The sequence below is a fragment of the Agrobacterium sp. CG160-95 genome, from assembly GCF_053521725.1.
In genome coordinates, this window is sequence record NZ_JBNWDU010000004.1 from 24,709 (window position 1) to 46,577 (window position 21,869).

At 60.0% G+C, this 21,869-nt stretch carries 19 protein-coding genes and 1 pseudogene; 15 read left to right on the top strand and 5 right to left on the bottom strand.

The features are described from left to right. Positions 1-34: 34 nt before the first annotated feature. Together ACQZ63_RS14490 and ACQZ63_RS14495 are read right to left on the bottom strand one after the other, a co-directional pair. Positions 35-2,149 carry an ATP-binding protein gene (locus tag ACQZ63_RS14490; protein WP_113555671.1) on the bottom strand — a complete coding sequence of 705 codons (2,115 nt, stop codon included), beginning with the start codon at positions 2,147-2,149 and terminating at the stop codon, positions 35-37. Beyond that, positions 2,146-2,886 (bottom strand): response regulator transcription factor, encoded by a 741-nt coding sequence (locus ACQZ63_RS14495; RefSeq protein WP_003514167.1) that lies wholly within the window; start codon positions 2,884-2,886, stop codon positions 2,146-2,148. Before ACQZ63_RS14495 ends, ACQZ63_RS14490 begins: the two co-directional genes overlap by 4 nt. 229 nt (positions 2,887-3,115) lie before the next feature. Between ACQZ63_RS14495 and ACQZ63_RS14500 the strand changes: the two genes are divergently transcribed. From ACQZ63_RS14500 to ACQZ63_RS14515, 4 genes are all read left to right on the top strand, one after another. Further along, the gene (locus ACQZ63_RS14500) at positions 3,116-4,108 is read left to right on the top strand and encodes an ABC transporter substrate-binding protein (RefSeq protein WP_448799330.1); all 993 of its coding nucleotides are present in this window, start codon (positions 3,116-3,118) and stop codon (positions 4,106-4,108) included. Positions 4,109-4,224: 116 nt separating this feature from the next. Continuing rightward, the gene (locus ACQZ63_RS14505; protein WP_113555673.1) at positions 4,225-5,250 is read left to right on the top strand and encodes an ABC transporter substrate-binding protein; all 1,026 of its coding nucleotides are present in this window, start codon (positions 4,225-4,227) and stop codon (positions 5,248-5,250) included. Positions 5,251-5,336: 86 nt separating this feature from the next. Next, the gene (locus tag ACQZ63_RS14510; protein WP_113555674.1) at positions 5,337-7,568 is read left to right on the top strand and encodes an ABC transporter permease; all 2,232 of its coding nucleotides are present in this window, start codon (positions 5,337-5,339) and stop codon (positions 7,566-7,568) included. Beyond that, a complete protein-coding gene (locus tag ACQZ63_RS14515; protein ID WP_003514159.1) occupies positions 7,565-8,626 on the top strand; it encodes an ABC transporter ATP-binding protein in 1,062 nt (353 codons plus the stop codon). The genes ACQZ63_RS14510 and ACQZ63_RS14515 overlap by 4 nt, the downstream gene beginning before the upstream one ends. A 27-nt stretch (positions 8,627-8,653) precedes the next feature. Here ACQZ63_RS14515 and ACQZ63_RS14520 read toward each other — a convergent pair whose 3' ends face one another. Further along, complete coding sequence (locus ACQZ63_RS14520; RefSeq protein WP_113157454.1) at positions 8,654-10,690, bottom strand: NADH:flavin oxidoreductase; 2,037 nt, start codon at positions 10,688-10,690, stop codon at positions 8,654-8,656. Between the two features lie 145 nt (positions 10,691-10,835). Here ACQZ63_RS14520 and ACQZ63_RS14525 point away from each other — a divergent pair, with 145 nt between their 5' ends. The 4 genes and pseudogenes from ACQZ63_RS14525 to ACQZ63_RS14540 form a co-directional block, all read left to right on the top strand. Next, positions 10,836-11,465 (top strand): TetR/AcrR family transcriptional regulator, encoded by a 630-nt coding sequence (locus ACQZ63_RS14525; protein ID WP_013636802.1) that lies wholly within the window; start codon positions 10,836-10,838, stop codon positions 11,463-11,465. A 139-nt stretch (positions 11,466-11,604) separates the two neighbouring features. After that, positions 11,605-12,279, top strand: coding sequence for a response regulator transcription factor (locus tag ACQZ63_RS14530; RefSeq protein WP_111783450.1), 675 nt, complete (start codon positions 11,605-11,607; stop codon positions 12,277-12,279). Then, entirely contained in the window at positions 12,276-13,712 is a 1,437-nt protein-coding gene (locus ACQZ63_RS14535; protein WP_111783451.1) for a sensor histidine kinase, read from the top strand. The genes ACQZ63_RS14530 and ACQZ63_RS14535 overlap by 4 nt, the downstream gene beginning before the upstream one ends. Before the next feature lie 35 nt (positions 13,713-13,747). Then, positions 13,748-13,940, top strand: a pseudogene (locus ACQZ63_RS14540) (outer membrane protein); the annotation flags it as partial. 113 nt (positions 13,941-14,053) lie between these two features. Here ACQZ63_RS14540 and ACQZ63_RS14545 read toward each other — a convergent pair. Together ACQZ63_RS14545 and ACQZ63_RS14550 are read right to left on the bottom strand one after the other, a co-directional pair. Beyond that, positions 14,054-14,440 carry a hypothetical protein gene (locus tag ACQZ63_RS14545; RefSeq protein ID WP_162686674.1) on the bottom strand — a complete coding sequence of 129 codons (387 nt, stop codon included), beginning with the start codon at positions 14,438-14,440 and terminating at the stop codon, positions 14,054-14,056. Between the two features lie 104 nt (positions 14,441-14,544). Continuing rightward, positions 14,545-14,976: a MarR family winged helix-turn-helix transcriptional regulator gene (locus ACQZ63_RS14550; RefSeq protein WP_025594436.1), complete on the bottom strand. Its 432-nt coding sequence runs from the start codon at positions 14,974-14,976 to the stop codon at positions 14,545-14,547. Between the two features lie 206 nt (positions 14,977-15,182). Here ACQZ63_RS14550 and graD point away from each other — a divergent pair, with 206 nt between their 5' ends. The 7 genes from graD to ACQZ63_RS14585 all read left to right on the top strand — a co-directional run bounded on the left by graD (position 15,183) and on the right by ACQZ63_RS14585 (position 21,847). Then, the gene (gene graD, locus ACQZ63_RS14555; RefSeq protein ID WP_003514147.1) at positions 15,183-15,722 is read left to right on the top strand and encodes an FADH(2)-dependent resorcinol hydroxylase reductase component; all 540 of its coding nucleotides are present in this window, start codon (positions 15,183-15,185) and stop codon (positions 15,720-15,722) included. 36 nt (positions 15,723-15,758) lie between these two features. Further along, positions 15,759-16,988 carry an FADH(2)-dependent resorcinol hydroxylase oxygenase component gene (gene graA, locus ACQZ63_RS14560; protein WP_111783453.1) on the top strand — a complete coding sequence of 410 codons (1,230 nt, stop codon included), beginning with the start codon at positions 15,759-15,761 and terminating at the stop codon, positions 16,986-16,988. A gap of 46 nt (positions 16,989-17,034) precedes the next feature. Beyond that, on the top strand, positions 17,035-18,018 hold the full coding sequence (gene tsdA / locus ACQZ63_RS14565; protein ID WP_080797724.1) for a gamma-resorcylate decarboxylase: 984 nt from the start codon (positions 17,035-17,037) through the stop codon (positions 18,016-18,018). Between the two features lie 3 nt (positions 18,019-18,021). Continuing rightward, entirely contained in the window at positions 18,022-19,077 is a 1,056-nt protein-coding gene (gene graC / locus ACQZ63_RS14570) for a maleylacetate reductase (RefSeq protein WP_111783454.1), read from the top strand. Between the two features lie 40 nt (positions 19,078-19,117). Next, the gene (graB, locus tag ACQZ63_RS14575; protein ID WP_065662121.1) at positions 19,118-20,005 is read left to right on the top strand and encodes a hydroxyquinol 1,2-dioxygenase; all 888 of its coding nucleotides are present in this window, start codon (positions 19,118-19,120) and stop codon (positions 20,003-20,005) included. Next, on the top strand, positions 20,002-20,340 hold the full coding sequence (locus tag ACQZ63_RS14580; protein WP_113555675.1) for a YciI family protein: 339 nt from the start codon (positions 20,002-20,004) through the stop codon (positions 20,338-20,340). The genes graB and ACQZ63_RS14580 overlap by 4 nt, the downstream gene beginning before the upstream one ends. A gap of 220 nt (positions 20,341-20,560) precedes the next feature. After that, entirely contained in the window at positions 20,561-21,847 is a 1,287-nt protein-coding gene (locus ACQZ63_RS14585; protein ID WP_013636793.1) for an MFS transporter, read from the top strand. Positions 21,848-21,869 lie beyond the last annotated feature (22 nt).

Genomic DNA, 21,869 nt, shown 5'->3' on the forward strand with positions numbered 1-21,869 from the left:
GAATTCCTCTCCCCCTGGAAGGCCTTCTCGGGGCTTATCGAATCTGGACGTGGTCGGTGCCTACCGGAAAAGTCAGTTGTACCCTTGCGCCATCGCCCGGCATCGAGCTGATATGCGCCTCGCCGCCGCTCTGCCGGACGAAGCCGTAGACCATTGCAAGGCCGAGGCCTGCCCCGCCGTGTTCCTGCCGGGTGGTGAAATAGGGCTCGAAGGCCTTGTCCACCGCCTCGGGCGTCATGCCCACCCCCTCGTCGGTGACGGCGATCACAAGTGCATCCTTCTCGGAAGCGGCGCTGATCGAGATCAGGCCACCATCGGGCATGGCCGCTGCCGCATTCAGGCAAAGGTTGAGGATGGACTGCTCGAGGAGGGCAGGGTCTAGCGCAATCGAGGGAAGATCCTCGTCAATCTCCAGCGCAATCCGGCATTTCGGGCCGACTGCAATCTCAAGGATATCGGCCATGCCGCGCAGCAGGTTTGCGACGTTGATGCAGCTCGGATGAATGGGCTGCTGGCTGCCGATGGTCAGCATGCTGCTGGCCAGAGAACGGCCGCGATCCGCCGCCTTGCGGATGCGGGCGATGTGGCGTTTCTGGCGATCGTTGAAACCAGTTTCGCGCTCCAGCAGACCGAGGCTGCCGGTGATGATGCCGATCATGTTGCCCACTTCATGACTGACCTGATGGGTCATGCGCATGATGCCATCAAGCCTCTGGGCTTTTGCGGCCTCCGCCTCCTGACGATCGAGAGAAGTTACATCCCGCGCCAGCAGCACGATACCGCCATCCGGCTGGCGTGACATCGATACTTCGATCACTCGTTGATCTCCAGTGCGATGGCGCACGACTGCCCGGTCCATCAACTCGCCTCGGCCGCTCTCGAAAGGGAACAGTGCGGGATCGATCTCCGGTATCGGTTCGACAAAACGGCGAAGCGGCAGCTTACGCGACGAGCCGGAACGACCGACAAGTTCTATGATCCGGCGGTTCATGGTGATTGGCCGACCGGTCGGATCGAACAGCGCTATTCCCTCATTCATGTTGCGGAAGGTCGAGCGGATGGTTCGGGCCGCCGCTTCCGCCGTGCGCCGCAGGCGGGAGACACGATCGACGCTGTCATGGAAAGCCCGGAAAGCATCGAGCAGGCGGATCAGTTCCGTCTCCGATCCGGTGTAGGATGGCGGGCCGACATCCTTTTCACCCTTGGCGAGCGCGTTCATGCCGTTGGAAAGCGTCGCGATCCCGCGTGAGACACGCATCACTGATCGAATCGAGAATGTTGCCATGACCAGAACCAGAAGCGAAGCGACTGCGACGATGACCAATAGGCGGCTCAGAGCGTCCGAGGTCGAGATCAGATCCTCGTTGAGGCTGCGGGCAACCGCATCGCTCTGCGTTTCGGTGACATGGGACAGATCGCGCGAAACAATGTGAAGCCGCGACACCGAGGCGCGGATCGCAAACATTTCCAAGAGGTAACGGCTCTGCGCTTCAAAGACCCGCTCATAGGGTCGCAGCTCGGCCACGGGGAGCCGCTCTCCGGGATAACCTTCCTGGCGCGCGGTGGTTTCGGCAACATAGCGGCGGCGCAGTTCACCAAGCTGGAAGAGGCTGTCGGATGCGGATGCGGCCTGCACGATGCCGTTCATCCGCCTGCGCAGTTCGGGATCGGTGATGCCGCGACCCGTGGCAATTTCGCCAAGCGCGGCTGCCGCATCCGCCTTGTGGCCCTGCGCCGCATCGGCATCCTTTGCCAGATCCAGCGTCTGTGTTCTGATCAATTCAAGGAGTTCGACGATCCGCTCGTTGGCAAAGCCGCGGGCGACCCGATCACCGTTGCCTGGCCCTGTCATCTCTAGCAGGATATCGACCTGCTGGACCACGGACCGGCTTTCGCTGGAGACGCGATAGGGTGAGGCGGCATTCATCAGGAAAGGTGCGCTCGAGACGAGGTCGGAGACCTGCCGCGAAACCAGCGATGCCTTGGCAAGGCTGGAAAAGGCCTGCAGGCCGTAGGCGGCCATTTCATCGCGAGCGCGTTGCAGGCCGTAGATGGCGATGGCGGATAGGCTGAAGACGAGGATGCAGATGAAGACGATCGCAAAGGGCAGGCGAAAGGCGATCGAGGAAAGGAAGGAGCGGCTGATCACGGAGAAAGCTCGCCCTCGTCGGTGTGGAGCACATAACCCCTGCCGCGCCGCGTCTTGATGTGACGCGGCAGATCGGGGTTTCGCTCGATCTTGCGCCTCAGCCGCAGCACCAGCACATCGACGTTTCTATCGATATAGCGGTCGCTTTCCGAGCCAAGCCTGTCGAGGATCTGGGAGCGGCTGACGGGCTGGTTGGGCGTTTCGGCCAGAATTTCCAGAAGTGCGAATTCGGCACTTGTCAGCGTTCTGCTGCGATCGGTCAGGCAGACGGCCTGTCGGGCATTGAGATCAATCGCCCAGTCGCTGAGGAGCAATGCCGCCCGGCCGTGGTCGCGCTCACTGTCCTTTTCCTGCTTTAAGGAGGGGATCGTCCGGCGCAGAACGGCCTTGATCCGTGCCGTGAGTTCGATCGGTTCGAAGGGTTTGACGACATAATCGTCGGCCGCTGTTTCCAGGCCGAGAACCCGGTCGGCGGCGCTGCCGGCAGCCGTTACCATGACGATGCCGATATCAACCTTGCTGCGTAGTCTCTGGGCAAAGGTGCGGCCGGAGGTGCCGGGCAAGTTGTGGTCTACGAGCACCAGCTGCATCACGTCCTTCGCCAATATCTCGTCCGCTTCCTCGGCGGAGCGCGCGCAGGTGGGCAGCCAGCCCTCGGCCTCGACGAGGTCCGATATAAGCTCTGCCATATCCGGATCGTCCTCGACGATCAGAATGCGAACCTTCTGATTAAGCACTGCGTATTCCTCCCGCCATCATCATAGGCGCGGCAGACGCGATCTTCAAAGCCTAGGTGGTTATCCGCCCTGTCATATTTGTAATATCTGTAATCTTGTTCGGAAAGATTGGTAACCATTCTTCGATTGCGGTGCGGTCAGGATGTGACATGCTAATGGCGGAGATTGGAACGGGGAGGTTCCAAGCAGGGAGGCTCAGTTGAGAGCATTGACCGCACTTGCGGCGAGCATGGCCTTATGGCTGTGCGGCGCAGGGCATGGCATGGCCGCGACGAAGTTAAACGTCCTGTGCGGCGTCGACGAGGCTTGGTGCGTGACCATGCAGCGGGCTTTCGAAGCGCGGATGGGGGTCGAGATTTCGATGGTTCGCAAGAGCACCGGCGAAATCCTCGATCAGATTCGTGCCGAACGCGCCCATCCGACTGTCGACGTCTGGTGGGGCGGTACAGGCGACACTCATTTGCAGGCGGGTTCGGAAGGCCTTCTGGAAGAGTATCAGCCCGCGCATCAGCAGGATCTGCTGCCATGGGCGCAGAATTTCAATGCGATGTCGGGATCGAAATCGGCCGGAATCTATGCCGGTGCGCTCGGTTTTGCCTATAATTCGGAACTGCTCGCCAAGAACAGTCTGCCGGCCCCGACATGCTGGAAGGATCTGGCGAAGGAGATTTATCGCGGCCATATCCAGACCGGCAACCCGAACTATTCGGGCACGGCCTTCACCATGCTTGCCACGCTTGTCCAGCTCTTTGGCGAGGAGGAGGCTTTCAGTTTCATGGGCAGGCTTAACCAGAATGTGGTGAGTTACACCAAGGTCGGCTCGGCGCCCGTAAAGGCGGCGGCGCGGGGGGAGGTTCTGATCGGGATTTCCTTCATGCATGACGCCGTGACACAGAAGATCGAAGGCTTTCCGCTGGTGATCGTCGCCCCTTGCGAGGGAACCGGTTACGAGATCGGTGCGGTCAGCATCGTCAAGGGCAACCACAACGATGCGCTGGCGCAGGCCTTCGTTGAATTCGCGCTGACCCCGGAAGGACAGGCGACCGGGGCAAAGGCGGGGCAGAACCAGGTGCCATCCAACGCCCGGGCGACATTGCCGCTGACGGCGCCCGATATATCGATGATCAAGATGGTGGATTACGACTTCGCCACCTTTGGCCAACCCGAAGAGCGAAGTCGATTGTTAAGCCGCTTCGACAACGAAATTCACCCGACCCAGTAGGGTCAGCAATCCAAGACCGAAAAGACAGACAGCGTGGCAGCACAAGATGCCGCGACCGGCAGCGCCATGTTTGTGGACTGCCGAACCATTCAGACGCAAGCTACAGGAGGATAACCATGCGACTGACGATACTTTCCACATTGCTTTTTGCCGGTACGGCACTCGGCACCACATCGGTGCAGGCGGCAGGCGAGCTTAACCTGATATGCTCTGCCGATGTCGTCATCTGCGAACAGATGAAGGGCGATTTCGAAAAGTCGCATGACATCAAGGTCAATATGGTTCGCCTGTCTTCCGGCGAAACTTATGCCAAGGTGCGTGCGGAAGCCCGCAACCCGAAGACCGATATCTGGTGGGCCGGCACCGGCGATCCGCACATGCAGGCGGCCTCCGAAAACCTGACGCTTGAATACAAGTCGCCGATGCTGGATCAGCTGCAGGACTGGGCCGTCAAACAGGCGGAAAGCACCGGTTACAGAACCGTCGGCGTTTATGCCGGCGCGCTGGGCTGGGGTTACAACACCGAAATCTTCAAATCCAAGGGTTACAAGGAGCCGAAGTGCTGGGCCGATCTGCTGGCACCGGAACTGAAGGGCGAAATCCAGATCGCCAATCCCAACTCTTCTGGCACAGCCTATACGGCGCTTGCCTCGCTCGTGCAGATCATGGGCGAAGACCAGGCGATCGATTATCTGAAGAAGCTCAACGCCAACATCTCGCAATATACCAAGTCCGGCTCCGCGCCGGTGAAGGCGGCAGCGCGTGGCGAGACGGCACTCGGCATCGTCTTCATGCATGATGCCGTGGCGCAGACAGCGGAAGGTTTCCCCGTCAAGTCCATCGCGCCCTGCGAAGGTACCGGCTACGAAATTGGCTCCATGTCGATCATCAAGGGTGCCCGCAACCTCGAAAATGCCAAGACCTGGTACGACTGGGCGCTAAAGCCAGAGGTCCAGTCACGCATGAAGGACGCCAAGTCTTTCCAGCTTCCATCCAACAAGACCGCGGAAGTGCCGAAGGAAGCGCCGAAGTTCGAGAACATCAAGCTCATCGACTACGACTTCAAGACCTATGGCGACCCGGCCAAGCGCAAGGCGCTGCTGGAACGCTGGGACCGCGAGGTCGGTGCAGTCGCAAACTGATCTGAACTCCGGCGATCGGCATCCCGGCTTTTGAAAGCCGGGATGTCCGCCGTTCTTTCATCGGCATGAAATAAGCGAGGTCGGCCATGACACGTGGCAATCGCAGGCTGAACATTGTCCTGGCGCTCGGGGCTTTTGCCCTGGTTTTTCTTCCCTGGTATCGCATTGAAGGCGGCTTCTTCAGCTTCCGCTGGCTGTCTGAGTTTCTCTCTTCCCCCAGCAATGCGCCCGGTGTGCTGCAAATATTGGTTTACGGAAAACCCTGGCTTGCCGGTGCCTGCCTGTTTTTCGTTGCCGGATGCCTTGTCCGCCCGATCGGCGATCCGATGCTGCGGGGCAAGCTGCTTGCGTGGATTGGTGCTGCCGGTCTCGTGGTTCTGATTTTGCAGGGATTGGCGATCGGCTTTACCGGCTGGACATGGAGCCTCAGTGAAAACCTGTTCGGCGTGCTTTCCGATGGCCAGCCCGCCATGGGCGCCGGTGCCGTCGTCATGTCGCTGGTATTTGTGCTTTTCTTTGCCTTCGGGCTTGCCGAACGCGGCGTGATGAAGGGCGATGCCTTTGTCGTCGGCTCGATTTCCATTCTGGCCTTCCTCGTTACCGTTTTCGTGTTCTATCCGATCGGCAGCATGCTGATCGCATCCGTTCAGGATTTCGATGGCTCCTTCAACGCCGATGGCTTCATCCGCAATATTCAGGATCCCGGCATCTGGAGCCTTGGCTGTGTCACGGGTGAAGAACGCTGCGGCGTTGCCTGGCGAACGCTCTTCCTCGCCTTGATGACCGCCTTCGGCTCCACAGTGCTTGGGTTGGGTTTCGCGCTGGTCGCCACCCGCACCCGTTTTCCGTTCAAGAAGGGCCTGCGCCTTCTGACGGTTCTGCCGATCATAACGCCGCCTTTCGTCATCGGTCTTGCCCTGACGCTGCTCTTTGGCCGCGCCGGTGTCGTCACTGAATGGCTTTCCTATCTCTTCGGCATCGAACCCGGCCGCTGGCTTTACGGCATGACCGGCATATGGATCGCGCAGGTTCTCTCCTTCACGCCGATATCCTTCCTGGTGCTGATCGGTGTCGTCGAAGGTGTCAGCCCGTCGATGGAGGAGGCGTCGCAAACGCTTCGCGCCGACCGCTGGCGCACCTTCTGGCGCGTGTCGCTGCCGCTGATGAAGCCGGGTCTCGCCAATGCGTTTCTCATCGGCTTCATCGAAAGCATGGCGGATTTCGGCAATCCGCTGGTGCTTGGTGGCACGCATGGGGTGCTGTCGACGGAAATCTTCTTTGCCGTCGTCGGTTCGCAGAACGACCCTTCACGCGCCGCTGTTCTCGCCATTATCCTCCTGTGCTTCACGCTTTCGGCCTTCCTCGCCCAGCGTTTCTGGCTGGCCGGCAAGAACTTCGCCACGGTTACCGGCAAGGGCGACAGCGGCGCGCATATCGCGCTGCCACGCGGCCTGTCCATTGGTGTCCATGCCGTCGTCGTGCCGTGGATGGTCTTCACCATCGTCGTGTACGGCATGATCCTCGTCGGCGGTTTCGTGAAGACCTGGGGTCTGGACAATTCGCTGACGCTCGACCACTACATCCGCGCGTTCTCCGTCAGCTTCTCCAACGGCTCGATCGCCTGGACCGGTGTTGCCTGGAACTCGTTCTGGACCACCATGGAGATCGCGCTGGTGTCGGCGCCGCTGACCGCTGCCGTCGGTCTGCTGACGGCCTATATCATCGTGCGGCAGAAGTTTGCCGGTCGGAACATCTTCGAATTTGCCCTGATGATGAGCTTTGCCATTCCCGGAACGGTCATCGGCGTCAGCTACATCATGGCCTTCAACCTTCCGCCGGTGGAAATGACGGGATCGGCGCTGATCCTGATCGCCTGCTTCGTCTTCCGCAACATGCCGGTCGGCGTGCGCGGCGGCATTGCGGCAATGAGCCAACTCGACAAAAGCCTCGATGAGGCCTCGCTGACGCTGCGCGCCGACAGTTTCCGCACGATCAGGAAAGTGATCCTGCCACTGCTGCGCCCGGCGATCACGGCGGCTCTGGTCTACTCCTTCGTCCGAGCGATTACCTCGATCAGCGCCGTCATCTTCCTCGTCAGCGCCCAGTACAACATGGCGACCTCCTACATCGTCGGTCTCGTCGAAAACGGTGAATACGGTGTGGCCATTGCCTATTCCTCCATGCTGATCGTGGTGATGATCACTGTTATCACCGGCTTCCAGCTCATTGTAGGCGAGCGTCGCCTGCGCCGCGAAAACCGCGTCGCGGGACTGCCGTCCGCGTCCTCCGTTCCTCTCGCTCAGGAGAAAACCGCATGATTTCCGTAAAGCCCGGCTCGGTCACCTTTCAGAATGTCCGCAAGACATTCGGCGCCTTCACCGCCATCCCCGACCTTTCGCTCACCATCGAACCCGGCACGCTGGTGACACTGCTCGGTCCCTCCGGTTGCGGCAAGACGACGACGCTGCGCATGCTGGCGGGGCTCGAACATCCGACGGCCGGTCGAATTCTGATCGGCGACAAGGATGTGACCATGCTGCCGGCCAATGAGCGCGATGTCTCGATGGTTTTCCAGTCCTATGCCCTATTCCCCCACATGACGGCGCTCGACAATGTCGCTTATGGCCTGCAATCCTCCGGACTGCGCAAGGCGGAAGCACGGGAGAAGGCCGAGGAAGGTCTGAAGCTCGTGGGGCTGGCCGGCATGGGACATCGTCTGCCTGCCGAGCTTTCCGGTGGTCAGCAGCAGCGCGTGGCGGTTGCCCGCGCTCTGGTGCTGGAGCCGCAGGTGCTGCTGCTCGATGAACCCCTTTCCAACCTCGATGCGCGTCTTCGCCGCCGGGTTCGTACCGAAATCCGGGAATTGCAGCAGCGGCTTGGTTTTACCGCCGTTTATGTGACGCATGATCAGGACGAGGCGCTGGCCGTTTCCGACCGGATCATCGTGATGAAGGAGGGCGAGATCGCCCAGTCAGGCGCGCCGCGGGAACTCTACGAGGCGCCGGCTTCTTCCTTCATCGCCGACTTCATGGGCGAGGCGAATGTCGTCGGCTGCGAGGTGGTCAGCCTTGAGGGCGCCGATGCGTTGATCCGCGTTGGGGGGATCGATCATCGTGTTGCGGCACGCAACGCTAAACCCGGCCCGGCAAAGCTCGCGGTTCGTCCGGGTTCGATTTCCATCGCCCAATCGGGCGGGCAGGGACTTGCCGGGCGGGTGCTGCACAGTGCCTATCTCGGCGGTCACGTCGAATATGAAGTCGAGACCGATATCGGCACGCTCTTCATCATCGACCATGCGGTCGAGACCAGCCTGCCGCCCGAAAGCGATGTCACACTCGGGTTCAAGAACCGTGGCATTGCCTTGATCCAGGCCTGAGTTTCAAAGCGTATCGCGGCGGCCCTCTCAAATGTCCTTTGCGAGACGCAGCGCATCGTAGATCGCCGCATGTGTATTGCGTGCGGCGACCGCATCGCCGATGCGGAACAGCCGGTAGGCACCGCCAGGGTTGCGCTCGACGGTTTGGGCGGAGCCCTCCAGCAAGGCGTCGTAGGATATTTCGCCGAGGTTCCTGGAGCCGGGCTTGAGGTCGAAATAGAGATCGTCCAGCGGCACCGTGCCGTGATTGACGACAATCTGGTCCACGGTCTTTGATTTCGTCACGCCGCCATAATCGCTGCCGACGTGGGCGACGAGCTGGTTGCCGTTTCTTTCCGCCGCTTCCAGCCGATAGGTGACGGTGAAGGTGACGTCGAGTTTTTGCAGTGAGCGCATGTAAGGAACCAGGTTCATCGCCATGACTTCGGGCGCGAAGGCGCGATCCGGGGTCATGATCTCCACTTTTGCGCCCGCCTTTGCGAGAAATTCTGCTGCCTGCAAGCCCGCATGGTCGCCGGCATCGTCGAAAACCAGCACATTCGTTCCCGGCTTGACGTCGCCGGAAATGATATCCCACGAGGAAACGACCAAATCATTGCCGTTTGAAAGCACATCGGTATGCGGCAATCCGCCGGTGGCGATGATGACGACATCAGGGCTTTCCGAGAGCACCGTGTCCGCTTCCGCCCAGCTGTTGAAGTGAAAGGTAACGCCGAGCCTTTCGCACTGGCTCATGCGCCAGTCGATAATGCTGATCATTTCGCGGCGGCGTTCGCTTTGCGCGGTCAGGCGGATCTGGCCGCCCGGATCGTTTGCGGCCTCGAAGACGACGACCTCATGGCCGCGTTCGGCACAGACACGCGCAGCCTCCAGCCCGGCCGGACCGGCGCCGACGATCACGACCTTCAGGCGTTCCGTCGCCTTGGTAATTTCGTGCGGCATCGTTTCTTCGCGGCCTGTCGCCGGATTGTGAATGCAGAATGCGAGGCCGCCCTGATAGATGCGGTCGAGACAGTAGTTGGCGCCAACGCAAGGCCTGATATCGTCCTCCCGCTTTTCCATGATCTTGCGCACGATATGCGGGTCCGTCATGTGGGCGCGGGTCATGCCGACCATATCGACCTTGCCGGAAGCGACGGCGTATCTGGCGGTGGCGACATCCTGGATCTTGGCGGCGTGGAAGGTGGGGAAACTGGTTGCCGCGCGGATTTCGCCCGCGAAGTCCAGATGCGGCGCGTTCGCCATGCCTTGAATGGGAATGACGTCGGTCAGGCCGGGATCGGTGTCGATATGGCCCCTGATAACGTTGAGATAGTCGATCAGGCCGCTATCCCGCAACCGGCGCGAGATTTCGAGGCCTTCCGCCTTTCCGGTGCCGCCTTCAAGACATTCGTCGGCGGTATAGCGAACCCCGAGGATGAAATCGTCGCCGACACGTTCGCGCATCGCCCTGAAGACGTCGAAACAGAAACGCATGCGGTTGTCCAGCGAGCCGCCATAGGGGCCATCCAGCTCGTTGGTCAGCGGCGAGACGAACTGGTCGATGAGATGGCCATAGGCTTCAAGCTCCACCCCGTCCATGCCGCCCGCCTTCATGCGTTCCGCAGCGTCGGCGAAGTCCTTGATGATGCGCTCGATATCCCAATCCTCGATCTTCTTCGGGAAAGCGCGATGCGCGGCTTCCCGCTGGTGGGATGGTGCCAGCACCGGCAGCCAGTCGCCCTTGTCCCAGCGCGTGCGGCGGCCGAGATGCGTCAGCTGGATCATGATCGCTGCACCCTCTTCATGCACGGCGTCGGTCATTTCCCTGATCCACGGAACGATTTCATCCTTGTAGGCCAAGAGGTTGTTGAAGACGGGCGGGCTGTCTTTCGAGACGGCTGCGGAGCCTGCCGTCATTGTCATGGCGACGCCGCCCTTTGCCCGCTCGAGCGTATAGGCGCGGTAGCGTCCTTTCGGCATGCCGTCCTCCGGATAGGCGGGTTCATGCGAGGTAACGATGATGCGGTTTCGCAGGGTGAGATGCTTTAGCTGGTAGGGCTGAAGAAGGGGGTCATTCGACATGGCGACCGTGCTCCGAGAACGTTTATGGGAGAAGGCTAAGCGGGAATGTACATAAGTGTCAATTAATAAAACACTTGTGTTTATGCATTCGACATGAGTGGACATTCGCCTTGTCGCGACCAGACCGATTTGCTAGGAAATCATCATGGAAGCGACATTGAACGAGACCGGTTGGCGCGGATCGCAGGAGGGCTGGCTTGAGGCCGCCTACCAGGCACTTCTCGAATCCGGCGTGGATTCCGTGAAAATCCTGCCGTTGGCGAAAAAACTCGGTCTGTCGCGCACGAGTTTCTACTGGTTCTTCCGGGATCGGGAGGAGTTGCTGGCCGCACTCGTCTCCCGCTGGCGCGAAAAGAATACCGGCAGCATCGTCAGGCAGTCGGAGGCCTATGCGGAGACCCTGGCCGAAGCGATGCTGAATGTCTTCGATTGCTGGCTGGATGCCGGCCTCTTCGACAACAGGTTCGAATTTGCGGTTCGCAGTTGGGCTCTTCAGTCCGATGATATTCTTGCCGAGGTGCGTAAGGCCGATCAGACGAGAATGGATGCGCTTTCGCGCATGTTCATGCGGTTTGGCCATTCCGAAAATATGGCGGATGTGCGTGCCCGCACCACCTATCTCGTGCAGATCGGCTATATCTCCATGCAGTCGGAGGAAGATATGGCCGTGCGCATGAAAAGGATCCCGGACTATATTGCGATCTACACTGGTGAGGTGCCGCAGCAGCGCGAGCTTGACCGGTTTTATGCAAGACATGGGTACAGGCCGGGATAAGGCATCCAAGGTGTGACGGTCGATTTGCGTCTGGCAGGACGGTGAGAGAAGGATAGTCCGGCTCCTTGCCTGCAATGTAGCTGTAACATTCACCGACCAGTGGTGAGGACGGCAAGAGTTCACCTTTGGGGAAAAGTCATTGCGAATCCTGCTTCTCGAGGATGAACCGGAAATGGCGCGGGCCCTGCTCGAAGCCCTGCGACGGTGTGATGTGCTTGCGGATCATGTCAGGACGATTGCCGATGCCGACGCGCTGGCGCGTGACGGCTCTTACGATGTGCTGGTTCTTGATCGCCGTCTTCCGGATGGTGAAGGGTTGAACCTTGTGTCTTCGCTTCGCAAAGCCAGGCATTCGGTGCCGATCCTCGTTCTGACGGCGCTCGGAAGTGTCGATCACCGCGTTGACGGTCTTGACGCCGGCGCGGATGATTACCTCGCCAAGCCCTTTGCGATCGAGGAATTGCTTGCCCGCCTTCGGGCGCTGCACAGGCGCGGCCCTTCGCTCTCCAGTCAATATGTGAGCTTCGGAAATCTGAGCATTGATCCGAAGAGCAATGAAGTCACGGTTGCCGGTGCCATCATCGAGTTTCGACGGCGGGAATATCTGGCGCTCGAGGCTCTGATGCGACGTCCGAACCGCATCGTGACGCGTTCCAATCTGGTCGAAGCGGTTTACAATCTGGATGATGAGATCGAATCCAACGCTCTCGACGCCCATATCTCCCGCATCAGGAAGAAGCTCGCGCAGGCCGAAGCAACGGTCGAGATAAGAGCCGTGCGAAACATCGGCTATCTCATCCGGGCGAATACATGAAGCAGGAGCGCAACCGATCCCTGCGGTGGGCGCTGATGAAGCGTCTTTTCGCCTTGCAGGCGTTCTTGCTCGTTCTGTTTGTCATCCTCCTCGTCGGCTGGATCTGGATCATCGATCCACGGCTGGAGGGCGCCAATGAAGAGGCTGTCCGCATCGTTGCGGAAAGCGTGACAAAGGATGGGCAGGGCCGGGCGCAAGTTTTGCCCACGCCCGGATTGGTCGAGCTGAAACAGCGCTATCCGAATCTTTGGTTCTTGGTGCGGGACGCCGATGAAATCGTCCTGCGATATGGAGAAATCCCAGTACCGGCTTTGGCGGCAGTTTTTCCGTCAAGCATCGAAAGGGCGCGTCTGGAAGCGGGGGAAACAGTCCGGGCCACCATGGAAAACCGCGATACACCTGCCGGGCGGCTGCAATTCATTGCCGGGACGGAAAAAGGCATCCCGAATGACGGCCTCAGCCTATGGATCAGTATGCAGTTAGATCTGGAAAAAGATGCCAACGGCGAGATCCGCTGGCTTACTGTCTTGCCGGGTGTGGGCTTCGTCATTCTTATCGCCGTCGTGCCCATGCTGATCCTGACTGGTATCGCGACATTGATCGTGACCCCGAGGGCGGTCGGCCGTTCACTTGGCGGCCTCATGGAAACGGTCAGCCAGGCGCAATCCATCGATTTCGAGAACCGGTCTGCCCGTATCAATCGTTCCAAGGTGCCCAGCGAAATCATTCCCCTGGTAAATGCCTTCAACGTCGCGCTCTCCAAGCTGGATGAGGGATATAATCGGCGTAACCGCTTCCTTGCCGATGCCGCGCATGAGTTGAGAACGCCGATTGCAATCGCGCGGATCAGGGCTGATCTTTTGCCCGATGACGCGCTGAGCCGACAACTCCGGGCCGATATCGATCGCCTCACACGCGTTGCGCACCAGTTGCTGGAGATGCAGGCGGTCGGCGTGGTGGAATTACCCGCCGAGCGGCAGGACCTGAACATCCTTGTCGAGCGCATCGCGACCGATCTCGCGCCGATTGCGATGGATGCCGGTTACGAGTTCGATTTCGAGCCAAGTGAAGGAGAGGCCGTGTTCACGGTCCAGACTTCGATCATCGAGATGGCGGTCGTCAATCTCGTTCGCAACGCAATCGATCATGGCGGCGGCAAGGGTGCTATCACGATCCGGGTCGGTGCTGCGGGCTTCATTGACGTTTGCGATGAAGGGCCGGGCATCCCCGTCTCGGAGCGCGAGCAGGTATTCGAGCCGTTTCACCGCGTCAATACGAACTCGCCAGGAGCAGGCCTCGGGTTGAACCTAGTCCAGAAGGCGGCAGAGATCCATTGCGGACGCGTTGTCTTCCTCGACCTCAATCCCGGTTTTTGCGTCCGACTGGAAATTCGCTCGGTGGCTTCGAAAGGTGCTGCGGCTGACACTGTCTAGCTGACGGGATTTTAAGCGATCAGGCACGTTTCCCCGGCCTTACCACCACCAAGCTCAAGGATGGAAACGGCTTCACGGGTGCCGACGGCTGGAAACAGGGCTATCGGGTTGGCGCCGGCGTCGAACAGAGCTTCGGCGGCGGCCTGTCGGCCAAGTTTGGCGAGCGGCAGGTCGAAGACCGATCTAAATGATCACGTCATCAAGGCCGGCCTGAACTGCCGCTTCTGACCGGCCCATCCGATGAGAAATCCCAGGGAGAACGTTCCAACGAAAACCGCCGCTTCGAGCATCAAAGCGGCGGTCAAAAATCTGGGAGGGCGGAGTTTGAAATCCGGAAACGATCACTCGCATTCGAGCGCCGGTTGCCGGAAGCTCGTGACATACCATTCGCCGCCGGAATTGCGTGTGTAGAAAGTATAGAAGCAGTCTATGCGCTCGACATAACCCGGCGTCTCGGACACTTCGTAACGCTCTCCGCGCCGTGTTGTCCGCACTTCGCCACTCGATGATCCGGCGACAGCCTGTGTCTTGTTCTTCCGCCACTGGTAGACCTGCTGTCCACCACCAAGGCTATAGATATTGTCCGGCGGCCCATAGTCCAGCATCACGCTGGTGATGGGCGCGCCGATGTAGTTTTTCATGACTGTCGAGGCGCAGGCCGAAACCAGGATCGATGCTGTGACAAGGGCGAGCGTTGTCAGGTAGGCGGGTGACAATCTCTCGGACATGGGCAATTTCCCTCCGCTGTGGTGAGTTGCCACAGGGATAGGAACCAGCCATTGCAAGTACATTGCACGCGAAGGTCGTGACGGGTCAGCGGATCCTTGGGGGATCAGAGACCGGCAATATTGCGTCCGATGTGGCGCAGGATGCTTTTGAAAAGTTTCACTTCGGCCGGGTCAAGGCCTTCGATCGCGGTCTTTTCGAACATGGCGGCGATGGGCATCAGTTCCTCGGCAAGTTCTTCACCCTTTGGCGTCAGCGTGATGCGCACGATCCGCGCATTGTCGACAGGTCGCTCGCGGCTGACGAGGTTGCGTCTGACGAGCAGGCCAACAAGCCGGGAGAGCGTGGAAATCTCCACCGACACGAGGTCTGAAAGCTCGGTCAGCGTTTTGCTTTCCTGTTGTCTCAGCGTTGCCAGCACACGATACATCGGCAGGGTGATGTCATAGGATGCCAGCCTCAGGGAGAAGCGCTCTCCAAGCCGAACACCTACCCAGTTGAGCAGGTAGGGTACCGAGTCAGTGAACTGATAAGACACAAGCAAAACCCCGTTTTGAGAAACACGTGCGCGGATGACGTGGCGCACCCATCGGCTGTACCGGCATAATCTATCAGTTTCAATAGTTTCGCTCCAGAAGACCGGGGACGGCGAGGCCATATCGCAGCCTCCCCCGCCATAAAACATTTGCATTGACAAATGTTGCAAATGAAAATATTTAAAAATGCAGGATTTGGGAGGATCTCATGACATCAGCACTGTTTGGCCTGAACAATCTTGCGCCTGAAGGCGTCGGCCAGAATTTCCGCACGACGATGCGCCGTTTTCCGGCGACCGTGACGGTCATCACTGCCTGTGCCACGGGTGATCAGCGCGATCACGGCATGACGGTTACCGCCGTCACCTCGGTTTCGATGGAGCCGCCCTCTCTTCTGGTTTGCCTGAACAACCGCACGTTTCTGCACGAATTGCTGCTCTGCCGGCCCGATTTCATCGTGAATGTGCTGACGCAGGACCAGATTGCCTTGTCTGATGCTTTCAGCGGCAAGGTTTCACCGGAGGAGCGTTTCCGCAACGGCGAGTGGCAGCGTCATGACAACGGTGTTCTTTATCTGCCCACGGCCCATGCCGCCATCGCCTGCCGCCGTGTCGCGGCAATGCCATATGGAACGCATACGGTGTTTATCGGACAGGTGGTGTCGGCCGATGTAAGCGAGACGACACGACCGCTGCTTTACGAAAATGCCCAATATTGCGCCGCAAGCCCGGCAGGCCTGTCCGCCTGATATTTCCCGGCTAGACTATTCTCGGAGGAGACAATCATGAACGATATGAGCCATGCGCCGCAGCCGGCGCAAACGAACCCGCATGTCCGCCTCGTCGGTCGCGTTGCCGGTGTAGCGGATCTTTTCCGGTCCAGCGCCCGACAAACAGAGGAGGCGCGCCGCGTTCCCGCCAGTCATATCGCGGCGCTGCGCGGCATCGGCTATTTCGATGTCGTCAAACCGCGGGCTTTCGGTGGGCAGGGCGGTGAATTTGCTGAGCTTGTCGAAGCCAATATCGAGCTTTCGGCGGCCTGCGCGTCGACTGGCTGGGTTGCCGGCCTGCTTTCCGCCCATCAATGGCTGCTGGCGATGTTTCCAGAGGAGGCGCAGGCGGATGTCTGGGACGAAAACCCTGACGCGCTTCTGTGTGGTTCCTATGCGCCGGTAAAGATGGCGGAGGCCGCTGACGGCGGTTACCGCCTGAGCGGCAAATGGGCCTTTGCCTCGGGCTGCGAGAATGCCCAATGGTCTCTCTGCGCCGCCATCCTGCCGCCGCAGGGCGAAGGCAGGCCGGTTCCGGCCTTCCTTCTCGTGCCTGCAAGCCAATATGCCATTGAAGACACGTGGCATGTGGTCGGGCTGGCCGGCACGGGTTCCAAGACGCTGGTTCTCGATGATGTCTTTGTTCCCAAACATCGGGTTCTGACCTTTCCGGACGCGACCAGCGGCCACACGCCGGGCGGGCGGTTTTATGCGCAGGAAGGTCTCTTCAACATGCCGCTTCTTACCGGCATTCCTTCCTGTCTCGCCTCGGCTGGCGTCGGCGCAGCCAAGGGTGCCCTGGCAGCCTATGTCGATCATGTCGGTGGCCGGGTGACCCGCGGTGCGGTGGCGGGCGGCAATAACCGCATGGCGGAATTTCCAACCATCCAGCTGCGTGTCGCGGAAGCCGCTGCGAGCGTGGATGCCGCTTGTGAAATCCTGTTGCGCGACGTTGCCCGGGCTCAGGCACTCTCACAGGCAAGGCTTGAAGGGCGGGCGGAATTTTCGGTGGACGACCGGCTATTGAGCCGTCGCGGCCAGTCCTTTTCGGTCTCTCTGGCGCTGCGCGCCGTGCAGGCACTCAACGATTCCACCGGCGGTGTCGGGCTTGATCTTTCCAATCCGGTCCAGCGGGCCTGGCGGGATGCGAATGCGGTGGGCCGCCATATCAGCATGAACTGGGATGCCGTGGGCACCATGATCGGCCAGAGCATGCTCGGCCTGGAACCCAAGGGCCAATATTGACCGCACACTTGGCGGCAAGTGAACAGCGATTTTCGGAGGAAATAACATGCAAGGCAAGGTCGCTCTCGAAGAGCATTTCGCAATCCCGGAAACACTTCAGGATTCGGCCGGGTTCGTGCCCGGTGATTACTGGAAGGAACTGCAGCATCGCCTGCTCGACATTCAGGATACGCGCCTGAAGCTGATGGATGCGCATGGCATCGAAACCATGATCCTGTCGCTGAATGCGCCGGCGGTGCAGGCTATTCCCGACAGGAGGAAGGCGATCGAGATTGCGCGCCGCGCCAATGACGTCCTGGCTGAAGAATGCGCAAAGCGGCCGGACCGCTTCCTTGCCTTCGCAGCCCTGCCGTTGCAGGACCCGGATGCGGCGACCGAGGAGCTTCAGCGTTGCGTCAACGATCTCGGTTTCGTCGGCGCGCTCGTCAACGGCTTCAGCCAGGAGGGCGATGGCCAGACACCGCTATATTACGACCTGCCGCAATATCGTCCATTCTGGGGCGAGGTGGAAAAGCTTGATGTGCCTTTCTATCTGCATCCGCGCAATCCGCTGCCGCAGGATTCCCGCATCTATGACGGCCACCCCTGGCTGCTTGGCCCCACCTGGGCGTTTGCGCAGGAAACGGCGGTTCACGCGCTGCGCCTCATGGCATCAGGCCTGTTCGACGAGCATCCGCGCCTCAACATCATTCTTGGCCATATGGGCGAGGGCCTGCCCTACATGATGTGGCGCATCGACCACCGCAATGCCTGGGTGAAGCTGCCGCCGCGCTATCCGGCCAAGCGCCGTTTCATGGATTATTTCAACGAGAATTTCCACATCACCACCTCTGGCAATTTCCGCACCCAGACCCTGATCGATGCCATTCTGGAAATCGGTGCCGACCGCATCCTGTTCTCCACCGACTGGCCCTTCGAGAACATCGATCATGCCTCCGACTGGTTCAATGCGACGAGCATTGCCGAGGCCGACCGGGTAAAGATCGGCCGTACCAATGCGCGCCGCCTGTTCAAGCTCGACGGAGCCTGAGCCATGCAGCCGTTCGTCTACACGACGGCCCCGGCCCGCATCGTCTTTGGCACGGGTAGCTCCGTGGGGGTGGCGGAGGAAATCCGTCGCCTCGGGCTGTCACGGGCGTTGGTGCTTTCCACACCCCATCAGAAGGGCGATGCGGAGGCTTTGGCCGCCCGGCTTGGCCAATTGGCTGCCGGTGTTTTTGCCGATGCGGCCATGCACACGCCGGTCGAGGTGACGAAAAGGGCGGTCGAGGCCTATCGCGCTGCCGGTGCCGATTGCGTCGTATCGCTCGGCGGCGGCTCTACCACCGGTCTTGGCAAGGCCATTGCCTTGCGCACCGATGCGCCCCAGATCGTCATTCCAACGACCTATGCCGGCTCTGAGGTGACGCCCATTCTTGGCCAGACGGAAAATGGCGTGAAGACCACCCTGCGCGGTCCGGAAATCCTGCCGGAAGTGGTGATTTACGATGCCGAGCTGACACTTGGATTACCTGTTGGCATCAGCATGACCAGCGGGCTAAACGCCATGGCCCATGCGGCAGAGGTGCTTTATGCTCGGGATCGCAATCCCATCGCCAGTATGATGGCGGTGGAAGGGTTGCGTGCGATGATCGAGGCGCTTCCCGGTGTGAGGATGGCGCCGCAAGATACCAAGGCGCGCGAAACGGCACTTTACGGCGCGTGGCTGTGTGGCACGGTGCTTGGCGCTGTTGGCATGTCGCTGCATCACAAGCTTTGTCATACGCTGGGCGGCAGTCTGGATTTGCCGCATGCGGAAACCCATGCGGTGCTTCTGCCGCATACCATCGCTTATGTGGAACAGGCGGTGCCGGATCAGCTTGCGCCGCTGGCCGCACTTGTCGGTGGCAGGGCAGGGACGGGTCTTTACGATTTTGCCGCCCGGCTCGGCGCGCCGGCAAGCCTTGCAGCACTCGGTGTTGGCGAGGAACATCTCGACGCTATGGCCGAGCTTGCGACCGCCAATCCTTACTGGTGCCCGCGGCCAGTTGAAAAAACCGCGATCCGCGCCCTGTTGCAACGCGCCTTCGAGGGCGCAAGGCCGGAGTGATCCGGCAAGCGGGGAGCGGCAATGATGGGAGGAGGACATTATGGACATGAAAACAACCGGTGACGACGGCTATTTCGTCGAGGAACGTTCGGCCGAAACCGTGATTGCCCGTATGCGCGATTGTGACGATCCGCGTCTCAAGGAGATCATGGCGGTCGTCACCCGCAAGCTTCACGAGGCGGTAAAAGAGATTGAGCCGACTGAAGAGGAATGGATGAAGGCGATCCATTTTCTGACCGAGGTCGGCCAGATCTGCAATGAATGGCGGCAGGAGTGGATCCTGTTCTCCGATATTCTCGGCGTTTCCATGCTGGTCGATGCGATCAACCACCGCAAGCCGAGCGGCGCGTCGGAATCCACCGTTCTCGGGCCTTTTCATGTGGCCGATGCGCCTGAGATGCCGATGGGCGCCAATATCTGCCTCGACGGCAAGGGCGAGGACATGCTGGTAACCGGCCGCATTCTCGACACCGACGGAATGCCGGTCGCAGGCGCCCGCATTGACGTCTGGCAGGCCAATGACGAAGGTTTCTACGACGTGCAGCAGAAGGGCATTCAGCCCGATTTCAACCTGCGTGGCGTATTCGTCACCGGTGAGGACGGACGCTACTGGTTCCGGGCGGCGAAGCCGAAATATTACCCGATACCGGATGATGGCCCTGTCGGGCAGCTTCTGCGGGCCATGGGGCGTCATCCCTACCGACCAGCGCATCTGCACTACATCGTTTCGGCAGAAGGCTTCACCACGCTCGTCACGCATATTTTCGACCCTGATGATCCTTACATTCGTTCGGATGCGGTTTTCGGTGTGAAGGAAAGCCTGCTGGCCGATTTTCAGCGCGTGGAGGATGCGCAGAGGGCGCAGGAGCTTGGGTTCGCCAACGGCTGGTTCTGGTCGGTGGACCACGATTTCGTGCTCGCCCGATGACCGCCGGTAGCGACCGTCCCCGGCTCTATGTGCGTTTTGCGGAAAGTGATCCCGCTGCCGCTGAGCAAAGGTTGGCGCAGATGAGTGCCCACAAGGCTCATTTACGCAACGAAGATGGCGTTCCGGAAGGATTCAGAATTCTCGCATCCGGCCCGATGCAGGCGGAAAGCGGAGGGTCTGCCGCGGCCCTCATCATTGCTGAAGCCCGCTGTATCGAGGACGTCATGGCTTTTAGCGACGCCGACCCTTTTGTCATTCACGGCGTCTATAACCGCATTCGTATTTTGAGCTGGACGCCGACTTTGTCGAGGATTTCGGGGCTGGAAGGCGACTGAAATCCACGCCTCCAATGGCTGTTGGCAATTGTTAATATTTCAATTGCAATTTTTGCAAACGCAACATTTAATCGAAGGCGGGTGATACCGGCGATATGTGTCTTGACAGGAGCGAGACGCACATCAGGGTGGAGCAAGCCGGGCACCCAGGGAGCAATCGCAGGAACGGGAAGACGTCGATCCATTCCGGGTGGCGCGTTCATGCGTGAAAGGGAGGAATATGTCCACGAATTATATGAGCGCCGCCTCGGTGCGGACGAAGAACCCGGCTGGCGTCATCGCGACATGCGGCCTGATGATCATGTTCGACGGTTACGATCTTGTCGTTTACGGCGCGGTTGCACCGGCGTTGCTGAAAGAAGGCGCATGGGCGCTCAATCCGGCCATGGTCGGGCGCGCTGCCGCCTTGACGCTGGTGGGCATGCTGCTCGGCGCGCTGTTTGCCGGCACCATGGCGGACCGTATCGGCCGCCGGAAGGTCGTTCTCATCAGCCTTGCCGGATTTTCAGCGATGATGATTGCCTCGGCCATGACGCCGAACTTTCTTGCTTTCGAAATCACGCGCTTCTTCGCCGGTCTCGGCCTTGGCGCGCTCTTGCCGACGGTGACGGCGCTGGTGCTGGAGTTCTCGCCGCCCAAGCGCAGGGCGCAGGCAAATTCCCTTTCCTTCCTCGGTTATCTTATCGGCGGCATCATTTCCGGCCTCATGGGTATTTTGCTTCTGGAGAGCTATGGCTGGCGGCCATTGATGCTGATCGGCGGCCTGCCGCTTATTCTTCTGCCGATCTTCATGCGGTTCCTGCCGGAATCGCCGGAATGGCTGGCAAGCAAGGGCCGGCAGGCAGAGGCAGACGGGATTTGCGACACTTACGGCCTGCAACGCATTACGCCGCATGCCAAGATCCAAAAGGGCGGCGTGGGCGCCCTCTTCTCGGAAGGCCGGCTGCTTTCGACGCTGAATGCCTGGGGCATTCACTTTTGCTCGCTTCTGCTGACCTTCGGCATGGTCAACTGGCTGCCCACCATCATGAACAAGATGGGCTACGACATCAGTTCGGCGCTCAGCTTTTCCATCATGCTCAATGTCGGAGCCGCAATTGGCATTCTCATCGGCGGGCGTTTCGCCGACAAGGGTAACGTTAAAGTGGTTGTGGCCGTCCTTTTTGCCATTGGTGCGGCCTCGATCTGGGCGTTGACGGTAAACAAGGGGCCGTTGCTCTATCTCTTCGTTGCCCTTGCGGGTGCGGGAACGATTGGAACCCAGATTCTTGCCAACGTTCTGGTCGGGCGGCTTTATCCTGTCCATATTCGCGGTACGGGTCTTGGCTTTTCCCTGGCCGTCGGGCGGCTGGGCGGCATCGCCGGTCCGATGATCGGCGGTCTCGTGCTGCAACGGGGCCTGGCTCCGGAGTGGAACTTCTACATTTTCGGCTCGGTCGCGCTGGTCGGGCTGGCTTTGACCGTATTGACCCTGCTCTACCGCACTTCAGGCGACGGGCGGGTTTGACTAAGATGATGTTGGCCGCAGG